This window comes from Halobaculum rubrum, assembly GCF_019880225.1.
In the GTDB taxonomy this organism is placed as follows: Archaea; Halobacteriota; Halobacteria; order Halobacteriales; family Haloferacaceae; genus Halobaculum; species Halobaculum rubrum.
In genome coordinates this window covers 2,595,141-2,619,770 of sequence record NZ_CP082284.1, presented here as the reverse complement: position 1 = coordinate 2,619,770, position 24,630 = coordinate 2,595,141, and the positions used below count along the sequence as shown (strand labels likewise).

The window sequence follows — 24,630 nt, the reverse complement described above, 5'->3', positions numbered from 1 at the left end:
GTTCAGTGGTACTCGTCGGACGCGACCTGTTCGGAGGGGTCGACGGATGCCCGCGGGAGATTCAATACGACGCGCGTTCCACGCGGCGAGTTGTCCTCGAGCGATACTTCTCCCCCGAACAGTGAGACGGTCCAGTAGACGATCCACAGCCCGAGCCCCGTCCCGTGTTGCAGCGGAGTTTCCTCGCCCGAATCCATCGTCTTCTGTTCGTTATCCGGGATCCCCGGCCCCGTGTCCGAGATCACGATCTCGACCCAGTCTCCGGTTCGCTCTCCGTTCGACGGACCGGCGGTAACCGTAACCTCGGGAGTGGCTCGGTCGTTGTGGATGATAGCGTTCGTTAACAGTTCCGATAGTGCCGTCTTCAACCGACTGTCCGCCCGAGCGTGGACGGGATCCAGTTCGCCGGTCGTGAGTGTGGCGTCCGGATACGTGTCCGAAACCTGGTCGACGACCTCAGTCACGAGCTGTGTCACGTCGCAGACGGCGTCGGTGGGCGATTCGCTGTCGAACAGTGAGCTTACGGTCGCGGCTTGATCACTCAAACTCGACAGTGCCGCCGCCCGTTCAACGATCGCTTCCACCCGTGTCTGAAGCTCCTCGTCGTCGACCGCGTTCCGGAGCATTGTCGCGTTGCCCTCGATGACGTTCGTTCCGTTCCGGAGGTTGTGGCGCAACACGCGATTGAGAACCTCGAGTTGCTGTTTGCGCAGCCGCCGGTTCGTCACGTCGGATTCGATCGTGACGAAATGCGTGATCTCGCCGACGTCGTTCGTTATCGGCGAGATCATCTGGTCGACGTGGTACAGCTCCCCACTCTTGCGGCGATTGATGATCTGGGCCTCCCACTGATCACCTGCGAGAATCGTTCGCCACATCCGGCCGTAGAACTCGTCGTCCTGTTTGCCCGAGTTGAGGATCCCGGGCGTTCGACCGACCGCTTCCGCGCGTGTATAGCCGGTCCGCTCCTCGAACACCGGGTTCACATACTTGATCGTCCCCTCCGCGTCGGTGATGAAGACAGCGTGCCCCGCATTCTCGACGGCTTTCCTGAACAGTTGTAAGTCCTGCTCGCGCTCTTTGCGATCGGAGACGTCCTCCTGGAACCCGATGTAGCTCGTGACGGTTCCGGCCTCGTCTCTCACCGGCGCGATACTGACGCGGTTCCAGAATTGGCTCCCGTCTTTCCGGTAGTTCCTGAGTACGACGGACACTGGCTGTGCCTCGGCAACCGCCTTCCGCATTTCGGCGACGGGCTCCTCTCGCGTCTCCTCACCTTGGAGGAACCGACAGTTGCGACCCAGTGCTTCCGACTCCGAGTACCCCGTCAGTGCTTCGAACCCCTCGTTCACGTAGACCATCGGGTTGTCCTCTCGATCGGGATCCGAAATGGTGATCCCGACCGGTGCCTCGTCCATCGCCCTCGATTTCAGTTTGAGCTCCCGCTCGTACGCTTTCCGTTCGGTCACGTCCCGGGCGGAGATGATTATCGGTGACCGTTCGGAATCCTCCAGTGTCGCAGCCGACACCTCCAACTGGCGATCTTCGCCGTCCTTCGTTTGACACGTGAGATCGTCGGTCGAGCCCTCGCCGGCGTCCCGTACGTCCCGGAGGAAAGACCGAAACTGTTCGCGGCCGTCGGCGGGGATCGTCTCGATGAGGGACGCCGACAGCAATTCGTCGCGTGCGTATCCCACGAGGTCACTCGCGGCCGGATTACACTCGACGATCTCGGTTCCGGAGGCGGCAACGACGAAGAGCGCGTCGTTCGTCGAATTGAACAGCCGTTGAAATCGAGTTTGGATGTCCGCATAGCGGTCCGACAACTCGACCGACTGTTCGCGCCTGGCCAACAAGTTCTCCACCCGACGAAACAGGGTCAGCCGGTCGACGGGTGCCGACATCACCTCGTCGATAAGCGGCGGTCCGTCGCCGTTCTGCTCGGCCGGGAGCGGAACCGTTCCCTTCGATCCCTGTTGTTGGATCAACAGTACGGGCGTGAAGGTCGGATGGGCCGATCTCTTGTGCTCCCGCAACGCGTCACGATACCGCGGCACCATCCGCTCACCGACGACGTAACAATCGACGGGGTGGAGCGTGTCATCCTCGACGACGTCGTACCGTCTGTCGAGAAATTCTTCCAGGGCTTCCCGATCGCTGTCTCCGCGAACCAGGAGTTGTATGGTGTGTCGCCTCCCGTCCCGACCGCTTGCTCGGTCGGTCATGGCTGATCGGTCGTGCGGGTGTGCGCGTCCCCGACGCGAGACGTCGAAGTCCCCTGCATGATCCCCCGAACGTTGTCGAACGGCCCCTCGAGGACCAACCCCTCGCCGGACACGATGGAGAACCGGTGGAATCGGTTGTCGAAATCCCCCAGTCGCTTTTTGATGACCCCGATCGCCCGGTCGAGTTCGCCGTCGACCTCCACGTAGGAGAGAAACACGATGTTGTCAGCGATGTAGCTCGTGTTCGTACTGGTGGCTTTCGGAATGCCGGTGAGGCGGTCCGCCTCGTCGGTGACGATGACCGCGATGCCGCGGTTCTTGAGCACCCGGGTGAGCCCGTGAAGACGACGACCGAGCCGTTGATCGTCGCCCTGGAGCGAGATCTTGTAGCCCGATAACCCGTCGATGAACACCGCGTCCGGGGCGTACTCGTCGGCCTGGTCGAGGACGTGTTGTCCGAACTCCTCGGCCGAGCGCACGAGGGGTTCGGTCTCCGTCAGCCGCAGCGACCCCTGCGCCCGCATCTCGTCGATCGGGAGTCCGAGGGCCTTCGAACGATGCACGAACTGATCGATGGACTCCTCGAACAGGTATCCGAGCGCGGTCCCCCCGTCTTCGGCGATGCCCGAGAGTATCTGTGCGCCGGTGACCGATTTGCCGATGCCGGTCGGACCGCTGATAAACGAGACGGTTCCGCGTTCGATCCCGCCGCCGAGGAGATCGTCGAGGGCGTCGTGGCCGGTCGGGATGAGTTCCGGATCGAACGTTCGCTTGTCGTGTTTCGGAATGATCTGTGGGTAGACTGCCATCCCGTCCTCGTGGATCTCGAGCCCGTGGGTGCCGTCCACCTGTCCGAGGCCACGATGTTTCGGGACGGCGATCCGACGTTCGTGCTCGTCGAGATACAGGTCGATGACGCCGTCGCTGAGCGATTCGAAGTCGTCGTGCGTGGTCCCGGGGGTACTCTCCCTGTTGAGTGTTCGCGTTGCGACCGTCGTCACCCGGCGGTCCCGAAGGAACCGGATGAGCGATTGCAACCGCTTCCGGTACTGGTACTGGTCCTGTTCCACGTACTGCAGTTGGGTGATCGGATCGATCAGGATCCGTGCCGGGTCGACGTCCTCGATCACCTGTTTGATATCCTGTGTGAACCGCTCGGATTCGACCTCGGTTGCCTCGACCAGGTTGTACGACTTGTCCTCGGCGAAGAAGTCCGTCCCGGGCCCGATGTCGAGGAACTCGGCGTCCCGGATGTCGACACCCAACTGTGCCGCGTTGACGAGAATGTCCTGTTTGGACTCCTCACCGTGGATGTAGACGACCGTCTCGCCGGCATCGAGTCCCGTTCGGAGGAAGTGCTGTCCGAGAAGCGATTTCCCCGTTCCCGAAACGCCCTGGAGAAGATATGTTCGGCCCCTGACGTATCCGCCGTTGAGCAGATCGTCTAACTCGGGGATGCCTGACGCGACCAACTCGATCTCCGCCGTCCGCGTGTCGCGGGAAGTATCAGACATACTAAACCGTTGCTACCGTTAAGCAACCGAGAGTAATAAGAATGATGTCTTTTCGTCCATTCGTGAGCCACTCACTCTAACAGACGTTCACGAAGGTGGACACCGAGCATATCGAGGAGCCGGTAGACTGCGTCGTCCGTTTCGGCCATCCTCGCGATCCGACAGTCGAGATCGGTAAACACCAGCCGAACGACCACGTCCCGAGTCGGGTCAGCAGCCGAAAGTGCCGCAGCGTAGGCACGCAGCTGTGGCTCGTGGTGTTGCATCCGCTTTTCGACGAAGGCGTCGCCGTCTTCGGCTCCGGCCCGGTCAGTCTTGTAGTCGAACACGTGGTACGTGTCGTCGGTCACGGCGAGGTGGTCGATCTCTCCAGCGAGATCGACGCGGTCGACCTCGAGTTCGCCGCCGTCGATCGCAACGTCGAGGCGGTACTCGTCGTAGCGGGCGAGGACGTCCCCGTCAACCGCATTGAGCACCTCGTCGACCCGTGCACGCGCCCGACCGGCAGTGCGAGTCGCGGCGTCGATCGCTTCCTCGATACGCTTCTCATCAGCGGGTACCGGCTCGCCGTGTTCGGCGAGGACGTCCCGTGCGAACTCGTGGACACGATCATCCGGTGGCTGTACCTCACACAGCCGGTGGAGGAGTTCCCCGTACGCGGTCGCCGGGAGATCGCCCGGTGTCGACGTTCCTTCAGACTCACCGCCGTCTCCCGTACGATGGACAGCGTCGCCCGTGTCGACCGCGACGATCCGGCCACCGTGCCGCTGCAACGTCTTTTCGCCCTGACTAAGCCCCGTACAGGTACTCGGTGACAGCTCCAGCACTGTCGGCCCGGGAGTCGTCACACCGTCGACGAACTCGTCGAGTCCGAGATCCGCAGTCGAAGCGGGCGGCTCGTACGTCGCGTCCGCAGGCGGGAGGCGAACAGTGACCGTCCCGACGGCCTGCTCGCCCCGCAGGTCGTATGGAAGCGCTCGCTCGTACACGCCGTCGCGTCGGAGCCCCTCGACGACCGCCGCGGCGTCGTCCGCTCCCGGACAACCGACACCGTCGAACAACACCGCCTGCACCCAGTCGCGCCACGTCTTCGCGTTCCCGGGGTCCGGCGGTTCGAACCCGGCAGGGTAGTCGTCGTCTCCCCCCTTGTGCTGACCCGAGAGGAGCAGGTGGTCACGCGCCCGCGTCGCCGCGACGTACAGCAGGCGTTTCTGCTCGGCCCGTTCCTCAAACCGCCGGCGTTGCTGTGCGATGTCGCGAGCGACCGTGGCAGTATCATCGTACGGGTCGTCCGGGTCGGGTCCCTTGATCCCGAACAACGGAACGCGGTCGCCGTCCCCGTCGACGAGTTCGAACTCGACCGATTCCGCGAGCCGGGCGCCGCTCGCGCTCTGGAAGTTCCGCCCGAGCTTCGGGACGACGACGACCTCGTACTCCATGCCCTTCGACTCGTGGATAGTGAGGAGATCGACTCCACCCCCACCGGCGTCGCCGTGGTCGAACTCGACGACGTTCGCCTCGGCGTCACGAGCGTCGCCGTCGGCACGCCGCTCGATCCGGTCGAGCAGCTCCGCGAGGCTGTGGACGCCGTCCTCGCTGAACGCCCGCAGTCGGGAGCGGAACTCGTCGACGTTGGCAACGGCCTTGTCACCGCGCTCGTCCGCGCCGACAGCCGCGAGGAATCCCGTCTCGTCGAGAACCCGTGTGAGGAGTTCGCTCCATGTCGCGACGCGGTTGTACTCGTCCTGTTCTGCCGCGCCCGCGTACGCACGGAACCGGCGGAGGTCCTCGGCGATCGACTCCCACTCCTCGTGGTGAGCAGTCCGTAGCGCCCCCCACAGCGACTCATCGTCGCCGCGGGCGGCCGCGAGCCTGGCGATCGCGTCGTCCGTCCGACCGAACATCGGCGACCGAAGCAGCCCGTACAGCGCACGGTCGTTCGTCGGGTCGACCAGGACGCGCAAAAGGTTCACCAGCGTCGTGACCTCGGGCGAGTCGAACAGGCCGGCACCCTTGATCACGGTGTAGGGCACGCCCAACTCGCGGAGCTCGCGCTCGTACTCGTCGAGTCCGCCGCGGGAACTCAACAGGATGGCAACGTCGTCGGGGGCGACGTCGCGGATCCGCTCGACGGGGACGTCCTCGTCGTCGTGCGCGAGCCGATCGTACCCCGGGTGATCGTTGTCGACTGTCTCGAACACCGTCGTCTCGTCACTCAACAGCTGTGCGACGCGGGTCGCGACCGCCTTGGCCTCTAGGGCGTTCCCGTCGTCGCGCCGTTCCGCACGGAGTTGGTGGCCGTCAGCCAGCAGGTCGGTCTGCTGGTCGCCGTCGACAGGGACCGGCATGTACTCGACGATCGGGTCGATGCGGTCGCCGGACCCGGTCGTCGACCGCCGTGCACTCGCCAGCGGCTCACTCATCGCCTCGAACGCGGCGACGGTGCCGTCCCCATCCGTCGTGGCCCAGTCGGCGGTCGGGGCATCATCGCCGCCGTCGCCCCGTGGGAACACGCGGTCGAACAGCCCGTTGATCGCGTGCAACGGCTCGGGCAGCGTTCGGAAGTTAGTCGTGAGCGGTGCCTGATCGGCCGCGACACCCGCGCGGTCGTTTGCTTCTGTGAGCGTCTTGTCCGCCTCGTCGAACACGGACACGTCCGCCCCGCGGAAGCGGTAGATGCTCTGTTTGTCGTCGCCGACGACGAACAGGTTCGTCGTGTCTACTTCGTGGGGATCGGGTGCGGCCAACGCACGGACGACGCGCCACTGGTCGGCGTTGGTGTCCTGGAACTCGTCGACCATCACGTAGCCGTTCGGGCCGTCCGCCGCGCCGTCGGGGAAGAAGCCGAACTCGCGGCGAGCATCGGCGTCGAGTTGACCGAGGAAGTGGTTGGCCAGCGCGATCAGGTCGCCGAAGTCGACGACGTTGTCGCGACGTTTCGCCTCGGCGTAGCGCTCGAAGGCCGTCGTCGCGACCGTCGCGAACGCGTCGACGTACTCGTAGGAGGCGTGCTCGGCGTCCACGTCGAGGTCAGTCGTCGCCCACCCGTCGGGCACTGCCGTCGCGATCGCCCATACAGCGTCGTACAGTCTGTGTTCGTCCGATTCGGATGCCCCATCGATCTCGTAGGCGCTCGGGAACAGCCAGTCGGCGTTGTAGCGGTCGCCGTCACCGGTCCGCACCGCGTCGGCCACAGCGTAACAGGTCGCGAGCTGATCGGTGAGTGGTGCGGCGTCGAACGCAGCTCGCGAGTCGATCCCCGTCGATTCCAGCGCCTCGAGGAGCGGGCCGACCACGTTGTTCGTCGGGCGGCCGGCAGCCTCCTCGGCGAGCGAGGCGACAACGCCGATCGGTTCGGCGATCTCCGCCCAGACCGCACGGAGCCGTTCGGGGTCGGCTTGCAACGAGAGTATCTCTCCGACGTACTCCTCCGCGCTCCCGATGCGGTTCATCCACTCCAACCAGCCGTACGGTTGTGAGCGGGGAGAGGCGGTCAGTAGGTCGTAACAGACGTCCTCGACGGTGTCGCGGTCGTAGCGACGTGCGAGCGTGCGGATCGCATCGGTCTCTTCTTCACGAAGCGTCGCCGCGGCCGCCTCGCGGGCGAGTTCCTCTGCCTCGTCCCCTTCGACGACATCGAAGCCGACGTCGAGGTCAGCGTATGTCAGGCCGTACTTCGCCAACGGGTGGTCGGACGCGACTCGCGGTGTGTCGAGCCCGCCGATGGCACGCTCCTCCAGGACGCGTCGACAGAGACTGTGGAGCGTTTGGACGTACGCGTCATCGAGCGCGTCACCGACGGCACGCCACAGCGCGAACGTCAACTCGTCTTCGGCCGCCGAGAGCTTCGCGTCGATCTCCTCGCGGACCGTTCCGGTGAGGTCCGCGGCGGCGCGGTCGGTGAACGTCGTCGTCAGGATATGCTCCGGGATCGATGCGGCGTGATCGAGGGCTTCGCCACGGGTGTCGGTGCCGTCGGCGAGTCGCTCGCGGACGGTCGCGAGTTCGCGCTCGACGATCGCGACGTATCGCGCGGTGAGCGTGGTCGTCTTTCCCGTCCCTGCACCGGCACGCAACGAGACGTTCCGGTCGAGTGCGTTCTTCGCGGCGAGCTGTTCCGGTTCGAGGCGTTCGTCGTCGATCATCGCGCTCCCCCCGTCGGGCGGGCGGCATCCGGAACGTAGGCCGTTTCGAGGCCGTGGTCGTCGACGCGGTCGACGCGCTGGTGATGGCGCACGTCACAGACGTCCGCGTACGCACAGTAGTCGCACTTGGCCGCTTCGGCGCCCAACAGCGTCGGATGGTACACGCCCTCGGTCATTGCCGTCGTGATCGTCGTGAGTCGGTCATCGAGTGTCCCGTGGAGGAAGTCATCGAATCGGTCGTCAGGATCGAGGTCGGCTTCGCTCTCGCTGCCGCTCATATCGAGGCCCTCGGCCGGTTCGGAGTCAGGGTCGCGGTGATAGTCGAACAGGCCGGTCGTCCGTTGCCGTTGGAGCGGGGTGCCGCCGCCATAGCTCGTGTACAGGCGACTCGTAAACGGCGACTTCGACACACCCGCACCCGTTGGAATATCGAGGTCGTAGTACGCCGCGCCCACGGTCTCGACATCGTCGAGTGCGGTCTCCAACAGGCGGAGATACAGCGGCAGCTGGAAGCTGACGCCGTTGCGAACGTCGGACACCGACGGATGTGAGCCCGTCTTGTAGTCGATCGCCGTGATCTGCGTCGGCGTCGCGTCGGGCACGATGTCCACGCGGTCGACCTTCCCGCGGAAGCGAAACGGTGCGTCGGGAACGAGGTCGACCGCTTCACTAGCCAGTAGCGTCACCGGGTCGTCGTCGCGGCCTGTCGCCGCAGTCGGCCCATCGATGGGACCGTCGGCTTCGACCCCAACGTCGGCCTCGACGTACGCCGGGCGGGCGGTGAACCGATCCGTCTCCTCGGCGAGACTCCGAAGCGCCCGAACTAACAGACCCTCGTAGCCGTCGGGGCCGTCGTATTCGTTCGGCCGCGCCGGATCGAGCCCCGCGAACAGTCGTTGCAGCCACCCGTCGTGGAACGCCGTGTCGTGCGCTTGGACGTACGGCCGCTCGATCTCGGTCACCGCCGCCTCGTACATCGCGGTGTGATACTTCTGGCTCGTCTCCACCGTCACCGGTTCGCCGAGGTTGGACTGCAGCGACCCGATGAAGCGCGCGAACACGTTGTGGACGAGCCGCCCGCTGTCGAGCGCGTCGAGTTCCAACGGTTCCGAGTCGGGCTCCTCGAATCCCAGGACGGTCCGCGCGTAGAACTTGAATCCGCACGTCACGTATCGGTCCACACGAGACGGACTGAGCGGCGTCGACGCCGCGGCGAACTGTGCGACCGTCTCCGGGGAGAGGTGCCCGTCGTACCTTGTTGTCCGTGGACTTCGACGACCCGCTGCACACGCGACGCCGGCGCGCAACCGCTCGGTCGGGTCGGCCGCTGCGTTCGCGAACGCGTCCGCCTCGGCGACGGCAGCAACGGCTTCCGTCTCTGCGGCCGTTACCACGCCGTCGTGAGCGATTGAGTGGTCATCGAGTACACTCGCGAGGCGACGCTGGATATCCTCGCGCGAACGGGGAGCGACATCGCTGTCGCGGACCTGTTCGGTCGGGATAGCCTCCTCAGCGGTGACTCGTTCCAGTTCAGTCAGGATGTCCGCTGGAACGGTCTCGTCGCCGTCTGTAGTGTACAGCGGTCGCGAGAGGACGACTGTGTCAGCGTTCGCGAGTTGGCTACCGATCGCGTGGCGGGTCTGCTGAACGGCGTCACTCTCGGCGAAGTCCGGGTGTGCGTCGTTGACGCTGCGGGCGAACGCGAGGCGCGTCGGGTTGCTCGGCGTGCGGTCGTCAGTCAGGCCGAGGACGAACACCGTCTCCAAGCGGAGGTGTGCGGCCGCACTCGGTGTACACACGCGGACGTCATCGGTCGTGCCGGCGTCGACGTCGACCGTCTCCGCGTCGACTGCCGTTTGGAGCCGCTCACCGAACGGGACGTCCGCCGGGAACCGGATGCCTTCGAAGGAGTCGACGATGTCGCGTACTCCGCGGACCGCGGCGCGCTCGCGGGCGGCGATCCAGCCAGTCTCGTGATCGGTCACCAGCGTCCAGTCGGTGCCCGCGTCGGCATCGAGAACGCCGAGGTCGATCAGGAGTTCCTCCAGTCGGTCGGCGGCAGTCGTGGGTGTGCAGTCGGCGAGACGAGCACATCGACTCCGGAGCCACGCGATCGCGTCCGCCATTCCCGGCTCGGCAGTGCCGAGGTGCGCTGTGAGCGTGTCGAGGTCGGTCGCCTCGAGTGCGCTACCGGCAGTGAGGACGGTTGCAGCATCGACCGGCTCGTCTGGCCAGTCTGGGTCCACAAGCGGACTGTCGACGAGTCGGATCAGGTCACGGACGGTCGCATCGTCGTCGAGGCGGAAGGCGTTGACGAGCACTTCGCCGAGTTCCGTGTTCGCGAGGCCGACCTCCCGGCTGATGTGCGGGGCGAGTCCGTACTGGGCCGCCGCTTCGGCGACTTGCTCCGTGCAGGAGGCGAGGTCGGGGACGACGACGGCGATCTCCGAGGAGGAAGTGCCGGCCTCGACCCAGTCGGCCACCTGTCGGAACGCCCCGCGAAGTTCATGATCTGCCGTGGGATAGTGACGACAGTCGAGACCCGCCGCTTCGACGACCGTTGTCGGCAACGGGGTTCGGTCGTCGAACCGGTAGAGTCGCTCCACGAGGAGCTCCGATGGCTTGGTCGTCGGGGAGCGACCGAACTCGAACCCGGCATCCTCGTACGCGACCGACGCGCGTTCGACTGCACGGTCGACGCCCGCGAGTCGGTCGGCGTTCGGGTCGCCCGCAAGCGGCAGGATGGCACGAGCGTGATCGACTCCGTCCGCGATCGCGGCGACGAGGTCGCGTTCGAGTGCCGAGAACACGGTGTGGCCGCCGAAGACGACGGTCGTCGCCGGATCGAGTTCTGCTGTGAGTGCCTCGGGATGGTCGATGACCGTCCGGTACTGCTCGCTGCGTATCGACGGTCGCGTGCCGGTTTCGGCAGCGTGGTCGTCGCGGGCAGCGGTGAATGCGGCGTACAGCTCCGCCAATGCATCCCGAGTTCGAACGTCGATGCTGGCCAGCCGGTCGTCGTCGCGGACTGCATCGGCGCCCGTGATGTCAGCGAACTCTAACAGCGAAAGGAGATTCTCCGCCTGTGAGTAGGTCTGTGCGCTGGCGGTCGTCCGTGCTGAGACGAGTGGGTGTGCATCGTCGAGCCCGTCAACCGCATTCTCGACGAGGCGGAGACGCGCCTCTGCGGTGAGCGCGCTGTTGCGCGTGCGGAACGTGGCGCGCTCGAGCGCGTCGGTGACGAGGCCGTCGAAGGTGCGAACGCGAAGTCGGATCGGGCTGGCGATCTCGCGCCAGGTCTGGCGAATACGCGCAGGGTCCCCGGAGGGGGGTGCGAGATAGACAACCGAACCGGGGAGCTGCGGGGCTTCCGCTGCAGCGCGTTCGAGGGCGGTTTGCTCGGCAGCCGAGCGACATACGTCGGCGTGGACCTGCCGCGTCATCTGTCTGTACGGCCATACGAGCGGCGGGCTTGAATGTGGGTGATATGCGCAGCCGGATTATCGCTCGGAGTCCGCATCGGGTTCCCGACTGCGCCTTCCTCGAACGGGTCTCCCGACTGCAGTCGCTGTGTCTTCGGGACGAGGACAGTCCTGATAGATAGTTCACGAGGCCGATCTACAGTTGGGGAACGGCGGGATTCGGATCATGTAAATTCATGCGGGTGGACCAATACGCTTCGAGTGATAATGGTTCACAAACCGAAGGGGGAGCATCATGTCTAACGAGGACGGGGGGCCGGTCAAGACCATCTGTCCGTACTGTGGTGTGGGGTGCGGTATCCAAATCACGCGAGAGGAGGACGGCGAGGTCAACTTCCGACCCTGGGCCGACGCACCGGTCAACGAGGGGAGCGTCTGCATCAAGGGTGGTGCGGCGACGCAGTCAGTCAACCACGAGGACCGGTTGACCGACCCGCTGATCCGCGACGACGACGGTACGTTCCGTGAGGCGTCGTGGGGCGAGGCCTACGACCTGATCGTTGACGAGATGGAGCGCATCCGCGACGAACACAGCCCGCAGGCGATGGGGTTTTACGGCTGTTCGAAGGCCATGAACGAGGAGAACTACCTCGTCCAGAAACTGGCCCGCCACTACGGCACCAACAGCGTCGACACCTGTACGCGGATGTGCCACTCCTCCACGGTGTACGCGCTCAAAAACAGCCTCGGCGAGGGCGCCATGACCAACAGTATGGCCGACCTGGAGGAGGCAGCCGACGTGTTCTGGATCCAGGGAGCCAACCCCGGCGAGCAGCACCCCATTGCCAACAGCCAGTACTTCCGACAGGCCGTACTGGAGGGGGCAACCGTCATTCAGGTCGACCCTCACGCCAACAAGACAACGCGCTCGTTCAATATCGGAGAGACGGACCGGCACATGCATCTCCAAGTGGAGCCGGGAACGGACATCCCCTTCCTCAACGTCGTCATCGAGACGATTCTGGAGAACGACTGGGTCGACGAGGAGTTCATCGCGGAGCGCACCGACGGATTCGAGGACCTCACGGAGACGCTTTCGGACTTCGACAAGGAAGCCGCCGCCGAGGAGTGTGGCGTCCCCCTCGAGGACATCGAACTTGCCGCCGAGAAGTACGCGAAAGCGAACAACGCCGCAATCTTCACCGGCATGGGGATGAGCCAGCACACCTGCGGCGTGGACAACGTCCAAAACGAGATCAACCTCGCGCTGATCACGGGCAATCTCGGCCGCCCGGGCACCGGTGTCAATCCGCTGCGTGGTCAGAACAACGTGCAGGGTGCCTCGGACGTTGGCGCGATGCCGAACGTCCTCCCCGGCTACCGCGACGTGTCCGATCCCGAGGTCCGCGCCGACGTCGAGGAGGTCTGGGGGTTCGAGATCCCGTCCGAACCCGGCCTGACGAACGTCGAACAGTCCCACGAGATCGGGAGCACGATCCACGGGCTCTACGTCATGGGTGAGAACCCCGTGATGAGCGAACCTGACACCAACATGGTCGAACAGCGGCTGGCTGCGGTGGATTTCATGGTGGTCCAGGACATCTACAGGACCGAGACCGCCGAGTACGCCGACGTGATTCTGCCGGCCACCTCGTGGGCCGAACGCGACGGGACGGTCGTCAACACGGACCGCCGAACCCAGCGGATGCGCGGCGTCGAGAAGGTCCACCCGAACACGAAAGATGACCTCGAGATCCTCTGTGACGTGGGCACCCGCCTGTTCGGCGACGGGAGCTTCGACTTCGAGGGGCCCGAGGAGGTGTTCGAGGAGCTACGGCAGGTCGCGCCCATCTTCCACGGTATGACGTACGACCGCCTCGGCGAGACGGGCATCCACTGGCCCTGCTACGAACCCGGCGACGAGGGCGACCCGTTCCTCTACGAGGAGGGGTTCACCACCGAAAGCGGCCGCGGACGGATCGAGGGCGTGCGCCACCAGCCCCCCAAGGAAACGCCCGACGACGAGTACCCGCTTATCCTCACCACGGGCCGGATCATCGAACACTACAACACGGGGACGATGAGCCGCCGCTCCGAGACGCTCACCCACGTCGAGCCGGAGAACTTCGTCGACATTCACCCGAACGACGCCGAGCACTACGACATCGAGGACGGCGACTACGTGAGGCTCACGTCCCGGCGCGGAGAAATCGAGCTCGAGGCCCGTGTCACCGAGGACATCAAGGAAGGCACCGTGTGGACGACCCCGCACTTCGCAGACGCCGCGGGGAACCGCCTGACAAATGATGTGCTCGACGATCGAGCAAAGATACCCGAGTACAAGGCTGCAGCCGCGGATATCGAGGTCTCGCTCGAACCGTCCGACGGTACCGACGCCCCCGCGGACGACTGATACTTATCGGGCGTTACCGGAACTCCGACCGCTCGTACCCGGCGACGTTGCCGTGTCACCGCTGATCCTCCGTGCGCTTACTGACCGTGAGGTACTCACCCAGTCCGAAGCGGAGGCTGCATTCGAGCACATGGCGTCGGAACGCGACTGGCTTGCGGCGCCAATCTACCGGTATGCCCGACGCGTGTTCGAGTGAATTCAGGGCAATGTAGTGTGAAGTACCTCGGGGTCAAGCCCCGAGGCACTCTGCCTTGATTTCTGTAGAGTTGTCAATGGTGTCGCCCTCTCGATAGCCGACCGAGCTCGTCGATCGAAACCGGATCGACAGTAACCGAAGTAGCGGTCTGTGTGTAGAAGACAGTCGCCTGAATCGGCCGGTCGGGGTACACACTTGCGAGCACGTGGTAGTACACACTCAGCTGCGTTCGGTACTCGTCGTGGGCCAGCCGGTCGGGGTCGGTCTTGTAATGCGGGATTCTCCTGACCGAGCAGAACTCCATACTCTCCGGGGAGCTACGGATCATCCAGCACTGCTGACGATTCGTGACGTCGTCGAGCAAATGGAACCACTCGCGACAGCTAAACTCGACGACTACCTTCACCCATCAGTCCTCGAAGTCGTGCTTGACGACCTGTCGGTGAATGGAACCAGTTCGTTCAATCCGCCACCGATCAGTTCCTCGTAGACGCCACTCAGCGTGTCTTCACTCGTATTGAACCGCGTCACGAGGACATCACGTCACTCCGTTTCGAAGACAGTCTCCAATTCGTCGCGACATGTGTACGTCGTCATGAGCGTCATGCGTGCTATCGCGGCGATCTCCTCGTGCGTTGGTGATGACGCGAGATCAACCAGATCGTACTCGTAGATGAGACACGCGGCGGCGATCCCTGCTCGTGAGCGGTTAACCGTCTTCCCTGCTTCCTCAAGTGCTTCGAGACAGGCGAACGCCTCCGTTGCCACAACGCCGGATGGAGTTGCTTCGGAGCAAAGCTGAATGAGTACGGTTTCGACTTCTGTGAGCAGGAGCGGCACCTCACCGGTCCCTTGCAGTTGCTTGACTGCCTTTCGAGCAGCGAGTTCATCGGTATCGAGAGCGGTGGCGATCCGACACAACGGCCGCGAGAGCCCGGCCGCGATACTCTCGATTCGGAGCGCGGCGGCGGCGAAGGGTCAAACGCAGGGCCACGGAGTAGATCGTGCTCGTGGGCGACGACGAGCAGGTCACTCCGTAGCTCTCCGATATCGAGCGGATCGCACCGGAGAGCTCGAACACAGCTCCAGCGTTCAGTTCGGATCCGTACGTTGGAGATCTCTATCTCTCGCCCGTTACTCCGGATTGTCGTGGCTCTAGTGACTACTCCGGTTTCGCTATCGACCCGCTAGAGTACCGGTCAGAACGGATCGCAGCGGGGCCGTTCGTGACCCCTGTCAGCCTTTCATTCCGGAAAGGCTCATGCCCTGGATGAAGTAGTTCTGGGCGGCCAGGAACGCGACGATCACCGGTGCGACGATGATCAACGCAGCCGCCATCATCAGCCCCCACTCAGCGAAGTACTGGTTCCGGACCGCGAACAACGCGATCGGGAGCGTGTACATCTCCGCGTCGTTCGCGATGATGAGCGGCCACTGGAAGTTGTTCCACGCGCCCATGAACGTGAAGATGCCCAGCGTCGCCAAGGCGGGCTTCGCCAGCGGCAGGTACACCTTATAGAAGGTCTGGAACTCGTTACAGCCGTCGATCTTCGCGGCGTCCCCCAAGGCCGACGGCAGGCTCTTGAAGTGCTGCCGAAGCAGGAAGATCCCCAATGGCTGGGCGACGAGCGGGGCGATCAGTCCCTGATAGGTGTTGACCCAGCCTAACTCAACGAGCAGGAGGTACACCGGGATCAACGTCACCATCCCTGGGATCATCATCGTCGAAATGAACCCGAGGAAGATCTTCTCACGACCCCAGAAGTCGACCTTCGCGAGTGCGTACCCCGCCAACGAGTCGAAGGTGAGGTTGAACGCGGTCACCGCACCCGCAAACAGCATCGTGTTGAGGAACCACCTGACGAGCAGAATGTCCGGCCGCTCCCAGAGGGTGATGAAGTTCTGCAGGGTGAACTCCGCCGGAATGAACGAGACGGTGGCGGCCGTCGGCGACGCCGACAGCGATGTCGTGAGCGTCCACCAGAACGGCAGTGTCATCCACAGCGCACCCGCAGTGACGAGCAGATACAGGATCGTCGTCTTCGACCAGTAGCTGACGCCGCTGCGTTTGTACCCCGGATATTCGTAGTCGGACCGGGCCATCAGTAGTCCACCTCCGTTTCCTCGCGGTACCGGTACTGATAGTAGCTGAACGCGAAGATCAGGAGGAACAACAGGAACGCCATCGCGGCCCCTTCACCGAAGGCACCCTCCTCGAAGGCGCGCTGGTAGATGAGCAGCACTGTCGTCGTTGTCGCGTACACTGGCCCACCCTGCGAGAAGACCAGCGCGATGCCGAACACCTGAAACGCCGAGATGATCGCCATCACGAACACGAAGAAGTTCGTGTTGCCGAGGCTGGGCCACGTGACGTGGCGGAAGCGGTGCCAGCGGCTCGCGCCGTCGATTCGGGCGGCTTCGTACAGCTCTTCGGGGATGTTCTGGAGTCCTGCGAGAAAGAAGATCATGTTCGAGCCGATCCCGCCCCAGATGGCCATCAGCATGACGCCGCCAAGGGCGGTCCCCGGGTCTCCTGCCCAGTTGTGTTCAAGGAACGTGGGGAGGATCCCGTTGATCACACCGTCGCCGGCGAGGAACCACCGCCACATGACCGCGGAGGCGGCACCCGACAGCATCACCGGCATGAAGTAGGCGGCGCGGTACGCCTTCTTGAGTCGGACCCGCTTGTCGAGCATGAGTGCGACCGCGAGCCCGCCGAAGATCTGCAGCGGCACGGTCCCGATCGCGTAGACGAACGTGTTCTTCAGCGAGTACCACCAGAGGCTGGTTGACGGCTCCGTGAACACCTCCGGACGCCACTGGAGGCTCCCGTCGGCGTAGCTTATTGGAAGCGGCTCGAGGACCTCGATGTAGTTTCCGAGGCCCGTCCACTCACCCGCGCCGGCGAGGATGCTCCACTCTTGGAACGAGACATAGAAGGCGAACAGGACCGGCCCCAACAGAAACAGCGAGAAGACGACGATATTGGGGGCGATGAACGCGAACCCCATCAGGTTGTTCTGGTCTTCGGTGATACCGGCGTACCCCTTCAGGTCGTGAAGCGCACTCCGGAGGCGCTCGGTGGTACGCTCCGCGGTGGACTGTTGGGGCTCCGTTGCCATACCGGTTAGAGGACCTCGGAGTTGATCTTCTCTTGGGCCGTCGAAAGCGCATCGGACGGGGATTTCTCGCCGAGCATCGCGGCCTCAAGCTGCGGGCGGATTCGGTTGGCGATCGCTTCGGTTTTCGGACCGAACGAGAAGGGGTGCGACCACTCGCCGGCCTCGAGCAGCGTCCGCCGGCGCGGGTGATCGTCATAGTAGTCGAGTTCGCTGTGTGACTTCCGCGCGGAGAGGGCCAGCCCCTTGCGTGCCCACTGGGCCATCCCGTCGTCGCTCGTCAGATTCCGGATCAGCTCCTTCGACCCCGCGGTCGAACTCGTGTTCGCGGAGGCGCTGTAGGAGACAGTGTACGCGATCGTCGCCCGCTCGCCGTCGCTGGGAGTCGGGAGATGTGCAACATCAACGTTCTCGTTAATGCCGGGGTTGTTCTCGTAGCCCTCGAGGAAGGGGAGCCCCCACGGACCAAGCACTGCAGTTGCGACCTCACCACTCGCAAGGGCGGCACCGTGCCACCCGGACCCGAGATCGCTCGGGACTGCCAGCAGGCCGTCTTCCTTGAGCCCGACCAGGAACTCGAGTGCCTCAACGCCTGAATCGGATGCGAAGACTGCTTCGCTGCCGTCGTCGGAAAGCACCTGTCCGCCGTTCTGATAGAGGAAGGCCCACCACGACCGACCGTTCGCGTACTCGATCATTGGCGCCTTGAAGCTCTCGTCTGAGACATTGTCATTGAGCGCCGACAGCGCATCGGACAGCTCAGACCACGTCTCTGGGACGCCGACGTCCGCCTCCTCGAACATCGCGGTATTGTGGAACAGGCCCAGCGTCGAGAAGTCCTTGGGGATCCCGTAGAGGGTCCCATCGTAGCGGAACGCGTCCAACATTGGCTGGAAGAAGTCCTCGGTGTTGAACGAGTCGGCGGCCGCGATGTCATCGAGCGGAAGCAGCACGTCAGCAGCCGCGAACGACGAGAAGTACCCCGAATCGACATAGAACACGTCGGGGGCGTTCCCGGCACCGAGCTGCGTCCGCAGCTTCTGTTTGTACTTCGACTGGATCGCGTTGTACTCGACGTTGATCCCGTCGTGTTCGCTGTTGAAGTTGCTGACCAACTCATCCAGCAACGCCGACTCCTCGTTGTTCGCGGCCCAGCCGGAGAGCGTGAGGTCTGCGGACACCGGCGTTGGCGTCCCCTCGGACGTCGACTCGCCACTGCCACTATCATCGCCCGAGCTCCCCGAGTCGTCGGTCTGGCCGCCGCCGCCATCCGAGGTGCAGCCCGCCAGAACACCTGTCGCACCGATTGCGCCGAGCCCGGCGATGACGCGTCGCCGCGTCCTCCCGTTGTTCCTGCTATCGTCTGTCATGCTCGTTCCTCACGTATGAGTACTCATACTAATATCTTTCCCAAACTGAACTACTGCAGTAGTAACAGCCGGTGCGTTTATCAACGGCCTTTCCAATAGCGAAACAGATGAAGCGCGACAGCACGGTCGTTTCCGGGTCCACGTTCCTCGTAACGGATGGCGAGGGACAGCCGACTCGAGAGCACGATGGGTTCTATCACCGCGATACTCGCCATCTCGATCGGTACACGCTCTCGCTCGGTCCGGAACTCGAGACGCTGGATGTCACTGATCGTCGGCCGGGAGAACGGTTGCTCCACCTCGGCACACCGCTCGAGACGGGGTCTCGAAAGTTCCACGTGTCTCGCAGGCAATTCGTGACGGATGGACTCTACGAGCAGATTTCGATATCGAACCTCACTGACGAGGCAATCGAGACTGAGGTCGTGATATCGGTCGGATCGTGTTTCGATGACTTGTTCGAGGTTCGGGGGATGGTCGCCGACGTCGACCGGACGGTTGACACGGCCACGAGCGACCGTGGACTCTCGTTCACGTACGCCCCGTCAGATATCGAGTTTCGCCGGCACGTCTCAATCGAGGTAGGAGGAGACGACCCGGTGTCAGTGTCGACGGGTGACGGAACAGCTCGTGGAGACGGAACGGTAGCTATCGATCTCGAACTCGATGCACGGGAAACCCGCTCGCTCCCGATCGCCGTGACCGTTGACGGGCAGTCGGAACCCCCGGCGACGGCGGTCGATGCTGCACGTGAGGACGTTCGCGATCGTAATCGGACGTGGCAGACGGAGACGTCGCTCGCTCACCCTAAAGACGCGTGGGACGATGTGTTGAGAGAGAGTCGCGAGAACCTCCTTGAACTGCGTCAGGAGACGGAACACGGTCCGATCCTCTCGGCTGGCGTGCCGTGGTTCGCGACTGCGTTTGGTCGCGATTCGCTCATCGCGGCGTATCAATCCCTGTCGCTGTCGACGACCATCGCCAAGGGGACGTGTCGGTATCTGGCTGCTCACCAAGCGACACAGACCGACACAGCAGTAGAGGCCGAGCCCGGCAAGATCCTTCATGAGATCCGTCACGGCGAGCTCGCCGCTCGTGGGCTGGTCCCACACCGTCCGTATTACGGGACGATCGATGCGACACCGCTGTTCGTCGTGCTCGTCCATGAAGTCTGGCAACGAACGGGCGATGACGAGTTCTTATCGGAGTTGTGGCCCGCGGTGAGCCGCGCTCTCACGTGGATCTCGGGTGAAATAGCCGATGGAGGATTCCTCTCATACCCGGTCGACGACGACCAAGAGGACGGCCAACTCCGCCATATCTCGTGGAAGGACAGCAATGACGGCATCGTCTACCCCGATGGCACCCACCCGAGCGGGGAGCTTGCGGTCGCCGAGGTACAGGGGTACGCATACGACGCGCTCGACCGTGGTGTCGAGATCGCCCGCGAAGCTAACGAACACGCACGCTCACACGATTTACAGGAGGCTGCGAGTACCCTCAAGGAGCGGTTCGACTTGGAGTTCTGGCTCCCTGACGAACAGTTCTACGCGGTCGGCGTCGACGGTGACGGCACCGCGATCCCCGCTATCACGACAAATCCGGGACACTGCTTGTGGAGCGGGATCGTTCCCGAGGAGCGTGCCGACGCGGTCGTGGACCGTCTGCTTGCACCGGACATGTTCACTGGGTGGGGCATTCGGACGTTCGCCTCGAGCCATGAGGCCTACAATCCACAGAGCTATCACCTCGGGAGCGTCTGGCCGCACGACAACTCGCTCGTCGCTCTTGGGATGGCCCGATACGGGCGGACCGACGGCGCCCGTCAGATCGCGGAGGGCCTCATCGCGGCTGCCCGAGCGCGGGGGAACGACCGGCTGCCAGAGCTGTTCGCCGGCTTCGATCGAGGGAACACCGATATCCCCGTTACGTACGGGGAAGCGTGTGAGCCGCAGGCGTGGGCTGCTGCAGCCCCTCTCGCCTGCCTCCAAGCGATCGCCGGCGATGACCTCGATACGGAGCACCGTAGGAATAAGCACTAATGTACCCGGACGCTCGGTGACCGTACTGTGAGTTCTCGCCCGACGCTTGACCCCGCCGGCGCGCTTGCGGCGTTCGGTCGGGCAGCCTACTCGGACCTGACGAGCGTCATCGCGCTCAGTCTGCTCTTCAGTGTGGCCGTGCTCCCGGTCGTGACGCTTGGTCCCGCGATCATCGCGATCGTGGCCGCGACACACACCGGTGTGACCGAGCGGACGGCAGGGGGTCGAACGACCGAGCGAGAGCGAATCAACGTCTTTGTGCGGACATTTCGCTCGGAGTTTCGTCGCGGATCGCTCCTGACGGTGCTGCCGATCGCCGTCGCCGTCGTGACCGTGTGGTATGCCGGGACCGCTATCGCGAGTCGGAGCGGCCCGCTCCTGATAGGGTCACTTCTCGGCGTCTACGCGTGTGTCGCTATGATCGCGGTGACATTTCGTGCGGCGACGCTGTTGACACGCGAGGGCGCACCGAGTTCGCGACAAGCACTGTGGGATGCGGCACGGCACTTGCTCGCGACGCCCGCGTTCACGGCGCTGCATGTGTTGTTCATCGGGTTGGTGATCCTGATCTGTGTTGGACTGGGGATTGCGGTGCCGCTGTTACTGCCTGGGCTGCTCGCGGTACTGGAAGTGGTCGCGTACGAGGAAACCGCGGGCGGGGGCGCGATTCGTGTCGTCAAGGCGTATCAGGGCGAGTTACTCGTCGAGGGAGAGTCGTGACGGATCGACAGATCCATATCGCGAGTATCGTGCCACTCGCGTTCATCGCCGTTGCGTTCGGATACCACCCGCTCATCGCGGTTCCGTTGCTCGTGGGCGTATTGCTCCCGGACGTGGACGCGGTGACCGAACGCTTTCACCGTTCCTGGATGTTCCACACGCTCCTGGTTCCGAGTACGGTGTACGTCTTTCTCGACTGGATCGGCGGCCTGACACCGGAGACTACGGTCGCAATCAACTTCGTGACGCTCGGAATGGCCGCCCACCTCGTCGCAGATTTCGTGCACCCACGGGAAATGACTCACGCCGGTGCGGGATGGCCCATCCGACCGGTCGTCGTGTCCTCGCCATGGGGACTCCTCTGGCTCGGGATCGCGTGGACAGCCCAGTGGTTCGGGTATGTTGCTCCCGTGTTCATCCCATGGCTCGTCGGGTATAGCCCATGATCTACTACTACAGTAGTAACGACTAAGTCGATGCGAAGGTAGTCGTATGATAAACAATGGCACGAGCGGACCACTCACAGCGCCCCGCCGTCGAATACGACGGGGTCACGAAGACGTTCGACTCCGACGAGGGAGACGTCGTCGCGGTTGAGGATCTCAACATCCAGGTTCGGGACGGTGAGTTCCTCGTCCTCGTTGGTCCATCTGGGTGCGGGAAATCGACGACGCTCCGGCTGTTGGCCGGGCTCGAGACGATCACCGACGGCGAAGTCCGGGTGGGTGGTCAGGTCGTCAACGAAGCGAAGCCGAAGGACCGGGACATCGCCATGGTGTTCCAGAACTACGCGTTGTATCCACACAAGACGGTGGCCGAGAACATGCGGTTCGGCCTCGAGATGACGAGCAGCCTCCCCGACGACGAGATCGACGCCCGCGTCAACGAGACCGCCGAGATGCTCAGCATCACGGAGCTGCTCGATCGCCGCCCCGACGCGCTCTCCGGTGGACAGAAACAGCGAGTTGCACTCGGCCGTGCGATCGTTCGGGAGCCTGAAGTGTTCCTCATGGACGAGCCGTTATCGAACCTCGACGCAAAGCTCCGGACCGAGATGCGGACCGAACTCCAGCAACTGCACGAGCAACTCGGCGTCGCGACGGTCTACGTGACCCACGACCAGACCGAGGCGATGACGATGGGAGATCGCATCGCGGTGTTGAATGAAGGGTCCCTCCAGCAGCTCGGGACGCCCCTGGAGTGTTATCACGAACCGGCGAATCAGTTCGTCGCCGGCTTCATCGGGTCGCCGTCGATGAACTTCCTCGAATTAGAGTACAATCCCCAGACTGGCGTGGGCCGCCGTGGCGAGATCACGTACGAACTCACGGACGAGCAGTCGGCACAACTCGGGGATCGCGGGCACGTCACGCTCGGGATCCGTCCCGAGGACATCGAGTTGGCGCCGGACCCCGGGCCGGCGACAGTCGTCGCGAGCGTCGATGTCGTCGAGCCGATGGGGCGTGAGAACTTGCTCCATGTCAGTGTCGAGGACCGAGACGTGGTCGCCTCCGTGTCCGGCGAGTACGATATCTCGATCGGGCAGGACATTCGGCTTCGGTTCCCCCGCGACCGAATCCATATGTTCGACAGCGATAGCGGCGAGACGATCTTCAATCGAGCAATGGAGACTAAGCGACTCCCCGAGGGAGCCACGCTTTAATTTGCACCTACACAACTGTCCTCCATGAATACGGAGACCCTTCGCTCGACGCTCGAGGACGTCGGGCTCACTCAATATGAGGCGAAGGCATACGTCGCGATGCTGGAGTTGGGCAGCGCGTCAGCGACCGAGATCGCCGATGCAAGTGACGTGCCGCAGGCCCGGATCTACGAGGTCCTCCGAAACCTCGAGGGAGAGGGGTACGTCGAGACATACGAGCAGGGAAGTTTGCATGCGCGTGCTCGCGACCCCGAAGACGTCGTCGAACGCTTGGACACCTATGCCGAAACGGTGAGCACTGCCGGGGAAGAACTCAAAAACCGGTGGGAGGAGCCGAAAGTAGAGAACCATCGTGTCAGCGTGATCCGACCGGTGTCAGGTGTGTACGACCGGGCTCGCGACCACATCACCGATGCCCGAAACGAGCTGGAGATCGCGATGACCCCGGATCGCTTCGAATCGTTCCGTGATGACCTCGCCGCTGCTCTTGATCGCGGCGTCGTCGTGAAGGTGACGCTGACTGGAGTCGAGACGCTACCGGACATCGACCTCGAGGGGGCAGTCACGGAGGCTCGACACAGACGGCTCCCGACACCGTTTCTCGTCTTGGCCGACCGGATGTCCGCGTGCTTCACGCCCGAAGAAACGCCACACCCGAGCCAAGAGTACGGCCTGTTTGTGAATGATTACTCACTGTCGCGGATGTTCGACTGGTACTTCCAGACGGCGTTCTGGGAGCCGTGGCCGCTCGTCTACAGTGTCCGCGATGAGCGATCCCCACGGACTTACACGAACATCAGAGAGTGTATCCGAGCGATCCTCTCGGAGTTCGAGGCCGGAAAGCAGATCTTCATGACGATCTATGGCCAATCGCGCCAAGATGGGTCTGACCGAGAAGTGACGGGGGAGGTGATCGACATCACCTACACGCCCGGGAAGGGCGACGGCCCGGCCCTGGCATCGTTCACTGATGAGGCCGTGCTCACGCTTGAGACTCCGGACGGGACCGTTTCCGTCGGTGGCTGGGGGGCGATGCTTGAAGATATTGAGGCACACCGCTACGTCATAGAAGGCATCGAGACCGCGTGAGTGAACGGGAACGGCGGTTGCAGGAGGGCGTTTGTGGACTTGCCTTCTCTTCGCAGTATCCGAACAGCATTTGAGAGTACAATAGCTCACCCCCGAACGGACACCCGACGAGGACGCAGGAGCGACGACGACCGAGTAGTGTGGACTGCTAGTTGACCCCGGTCATCTCGAACCTGAACTCAAGTGAGCCCTCTCCGCTGGCGCCGAAAACGTCTGTGTTATCAAAGACCACCCAATTGGGCCCACTAGCGATTTGATCCTCGAGTTCCGCTTCAGTCGTTCCCTCTTCTGAGAGGTTGTCATAGGCACCCTGGTCAGCGAACGTTCGATCCTGGTAGACGCTGTACGCGTCCCCCGAGAGCGTATAGATATCCAGCCAGGTATCGCTCTCCACAGTCACGTGGATGGACAGATACGACACCTGCACATCGATACTGGGCCCACTGACTTGCAGAGCGACGTATTCACCGACGTCAAGAGTCCCTTCGCCGGAGATAGCCAACGCCGGTGATGAGTCATGACTTGTTGTCCGCTCAAACGTCTCCCACGGGTCCTCAGCTTCTTCATGAACGGGCGGCGGTTCAGTTGTGGTCGTCACCGAATTTGCGACGTCTGTACATCCAGCCAGCGGTAGTACGCCAGCACTCCCGACGATGGTAGACAGATACTCCCGTCGGTCCATCTCGCCCCGCAGTTCTGTGAGACCATTGTA

At 63.5% G+C, this 24,630-nt stretch carries 16 protein-coding genes and 1 pseudogene; 6 read left to right on the top strand and 11 right to left on the bottom strand.

The features are described from left to right. Positions 1–2: 2 nt before the first annotated feature. The 5 genes and pseudogenes from K6T25_RS13395 to K6T25_RS13380 form a co-directional block, all read right to left on the bottom strand. The gene (locus K6T25_RS13395) at positions 3–1,418 is read right to left on the bottom strand and encodes a PAS domain-containing protein (RefSeq protein WP_240009218.1); all 1,416 of its coding nucleotides are present in this window, start codon (positions 1,416–1,418) and stop codon (positions 3–5) included. 78 nt (positions 1,419–1,496) lie between these two features. Then, positions 1,497–1,904, bottom strand: a pseudogene (locus tag K6T25_RS15815) (PAS domain-containing protein); the annotation flags it as partial. Between the two features lie 317 nt (positions 1,905–2,221). Continuing rightward, positions 2,222–3,739 (bottom strand): ATPase domain-containing protein, encoded by a 1,518-nt coding sequence (locus K6T25_RS13390; protein WP_222914922.1) that lies wholly within the window; start codon positions 3,737–3,739, stop codon positions 2,222–2,224. Positions 3,740–3,810: 71 nt separating this feature from the next. Further along, positions 3,811–7,884 carry a UvrD-helicase domain-containing protein gene (locus K6T25_RS13385; protein ID WP_222914920.1) on the bottom strand — a complete coding sequence of 1,358 codons (4,074 nt, stop codon included), beginning with the start codon at positions 7,882–7,884 and terminating at the stop codon, positions 3,811–3,813. Continuing rightward, the gene (locus K6T25_RS13380) at positions 7,881–11,327 is read right to left on the bottom strand and encodes a PD-(D/E)XK nuclease family protein (RefSeq protein WP_222914918.1); all 3,447 of its coding nucleotides are present in this window, start codon (positions 11,325–11,327) and stop codon (positions 7,881–7,883) included. The genes K6T25_RS13385 and K6T25_RS13380 overlap by 4 nt, the downstream gene beginning before the upstream one ends. A 274-nt stretch (positions 11,328–11,601) precedes the next feature. Here K6T25_RS13380 and fdhF point away from each other — a divergent pair, with 274 nt between their 5' ends. After that, on the top strand, positions 11,602–13,719 hold the full coding sequence (fdhF, locus tag K6T25_RS13375; protein WP_222914917.1) for a formate dehydrogenase subunit alpha: 2,118 nt from the start codon (positions 11,602–11,604) through the stop codon (positions 13,717–13,719). A gap of 269 nt (positions 13,720–13,988) precedes the next feature. Here the strand turns inward: fdhF and K6T25_RS13370 are convergent, their stop codons facing one another. The 5 genes from K6T25_RS13370 to K6T25_RS13350 form a co-directional block, all read right to left on the bottom strand. Next, positions 13,989–14,321 carry a hypothetical protein gene (locus K6T25_RS13370; RefSeq protein WP_222914914.1) on the bottom strand — a complete coding sequence of 111 codons (333 nt, stop codon included), beginning with the start codon at positions 14,319–14,321 and terminating at the stop codon, positions 13,989–13,991. A gap of 137 nt (positions 14,322–14,458) precedes the next feature. Next, on the bottom strand, positions 14,459–14,755 hold the full coding sequence (locus K6T25_RS13365; protein ID WP_222914912.1) for a transcription initiation factor IIB family protein: 297 nt from the start codon (positions 14,753–14,755) through the stop codon (positions 14,459–14,461). Positions 14,756–15,151: 396 nt separating this feature from the next. Further along, entirely contained in the window at positions 15,152–16,018 is an 867-nt protein-coding gene (locus tag K6T25_RS13360) for a carbohydrate ABC transporter permease (RefSeq protein ID WP_222914910.1), read from the bottom strand. After that, positions 16,018–17,037, bottom strand: coding sequence for a carbohydrate ABC transporter permease (locus K6T25_RS13355; protein WP_222914908.1), 1,020 nt, complete (start codon positions 17,035–17,037; stop codon positions 16,018–16,020). Before K6T25_RS13355 ends, K6T25_RS13360 begins: the two co-directional genes overlap by 1 nt. A 5-nt stretch (positions 17,038–17,042) precedes the next feature. Continuing rightward, a complete protein-coding gene (locus K6T25_RS13350) occupies positions 17,043–18,404 on the bottom strand; it encodes an ABC transporter substrate-binding protein (RefSeq protein WP_222914906.1) in 1,362 nt (453 codons plus the stop codon). A gap of 107 nt (positions 18,405–18,511) precedes the next feature. On the opposite strand from K6T25_RS13350, the gene K6T25_RS13345 reads away from it, so the two are divergent. The 5 genes from K6T25_RS13345 to K6T25_RS13325 all read left to right on the top strand — a co-directional run bounded on the left by K6T25_RS13345 (position 18,512) and on the right by K6T25_RS13325 (position 23,918). Further along, entirely contained in the window at positions 18,512–20,446 is a 1,935-nt protein-coding gene (locus K6T25_RS13345) for an amylo-alpha-1,6-glucosidase (protein WP_222914904.1), read from the top strand. A gap of 132 nt (positions 20,447–20,578) precedes the next feature. Next, positions 20,579–21,166 carry a hypothetical protein gene (locus K6T25_RS13340; RefSeq protein WP_222914902.1) on the top strand — a complete coding sequence of 196 codons (588 nt, stop codon included), beginning with the start codon at positions 20,579–20,581 and terminating at the stop codon, positions 21,164–21,166. Further along, a complete protein-coding gene (locus K6T25_RS13335) occupies positions 21,163–21,612 on the top strand; it encodes a hypothetical protein (RefSeq protein WP_222914900.1) in 450 nt (149 codons plus the stop codon). Before K6T25_RS13340 ends, K6T25_RS13335 begins: the two co-directional genes overlap by 4 nt. A 56-nt stretch (positions 21,613–21,668) precedes the next feature. Next, positions 21,669–22,829, top strand: coding sequence for an ABC transporter ATP-binding protein (locus tag K6T25_RS13330; RefSeq protein WP_222914899.1), 1,161 nt, complete (start codon positions 21,669–21,671; stop codon positions 22,827–22,829). Positions 22,830–22,853: 24 nt separating this feature from the next. Next, on the top strand, positions 22,854–23,918 hold the full coding sequence (locus K6T25_RS13325) for a TrmB family transcriptional regulator (protein ID WP_222914897.1): 1,065 nt from the start codon (positions 22,854–22,856) through the stop codon (positions 23,916–23,918). 148 nt (positions 23,919–24,066) lie between these two features. Here K6T25_RS13325 and K6T25_RS13320 read toward each other — a convergent pair whose 3' ends face one another. Then, complete coding sequence (locus tag K6T25_RS13320; protein ID WP_222914895.1) at positions 24,067–24,600, bottom strand: hypothetical protein; 534 nt, start codon at positions 24,598–24,600, stop codon at positions 24,067–24,069. Between the last annotated feature and the right edge of the window lie 30 nt (positions 24,601–24,630).

Excerpts from the sequence above, each read along its gene's own strand:
- K6T25_RS13395 (WP_240009218.1), bottom strand. The coding sequence starts at position 1,418 with ATGGACGAGGCACCGGTCGGGATCACCATTTCGGATCCCGATCGAGAG.
- K6T25_RS13390 (WP_222914922.1), bottom strand. The coding sequence starts at position 3,739 with ATGTCTGATACTTCCCGCGACACGCGGACGGCGGAGATCGAGTTGGTC.
- K6T25_RS13385 (WP_222914920.1), bottom strand. The coding sequence starts at position 7,884 with ATGATCGACGACGAACGCCTCGAACCGGAACAGCTCGCCGCGAAGAAC.
- K6T25_RS13380 (WP_222914918.1), bottom strand. The coding sequence starts at position 11,327 with ATGACGCGGCAGGTCCACGCCGACGTATGTCGCTCGGCTGCCGAGCAA.
- fdhF (WP_222914917.1), top strand. The coding sequence starts at position 11,602 with ATGTCTAACGAGGACGGGGGGCCGGTCAAGACCATCTGTCCGTACTGT.
- K6T25_RS13360 (WP_222914910.1), bottom strand. The coding sequence starts at position 16,018 with ATGGCCCGGTCCGACTACGAATATCCGGGGTACAAACGCAGCGGCGTC.
- K6T25_RS13355 (WP_222914908.1), bottom strand. The coding sequence starts at position 17,037 with ATGGCAACGGAGCCCCAACAGTCCACCGCGGAGCGTACCACCGAGCGC.
- K6T25_RS13350 (WP_222914906.1), bottom strand. The coding sequence starts at position 18,404 with ATGACAGACGATAGCAGGAACAACGGGAGGACGCGGCGACGCGTCATC.
- K6T25_RS13345 (WP_222914904.1), top strand. The coding sequence starts at position 18,512 with ATGAAGCGCGACAGCACGGTCGTTTCCGGGTCCACGTTCCTCGTAACG.
- K6T25_RS13330 (WP_222914899.1), top strand. The coding sequence starts at position 21,669 with ATGGCACGAGCGGACCACTCACAGCGCCCCGCCGTCGAATACGACGGG.
- K6T25_RS13325 (WP_222914897.1), top strand. The coding sequence starts at position 22,854 with ATGAATACGGAGACCCTTCGCTCGACGCTCGAGGACGTCGGGCTCACT.
- K6T25_RS13320 (WP_222914895.1), bottom strand. The coding sequence starts at position 24,600 with ATGGACCGACGGGAGTATCTGTCTACCATCGTCGGGAGTGCTGGCGTA.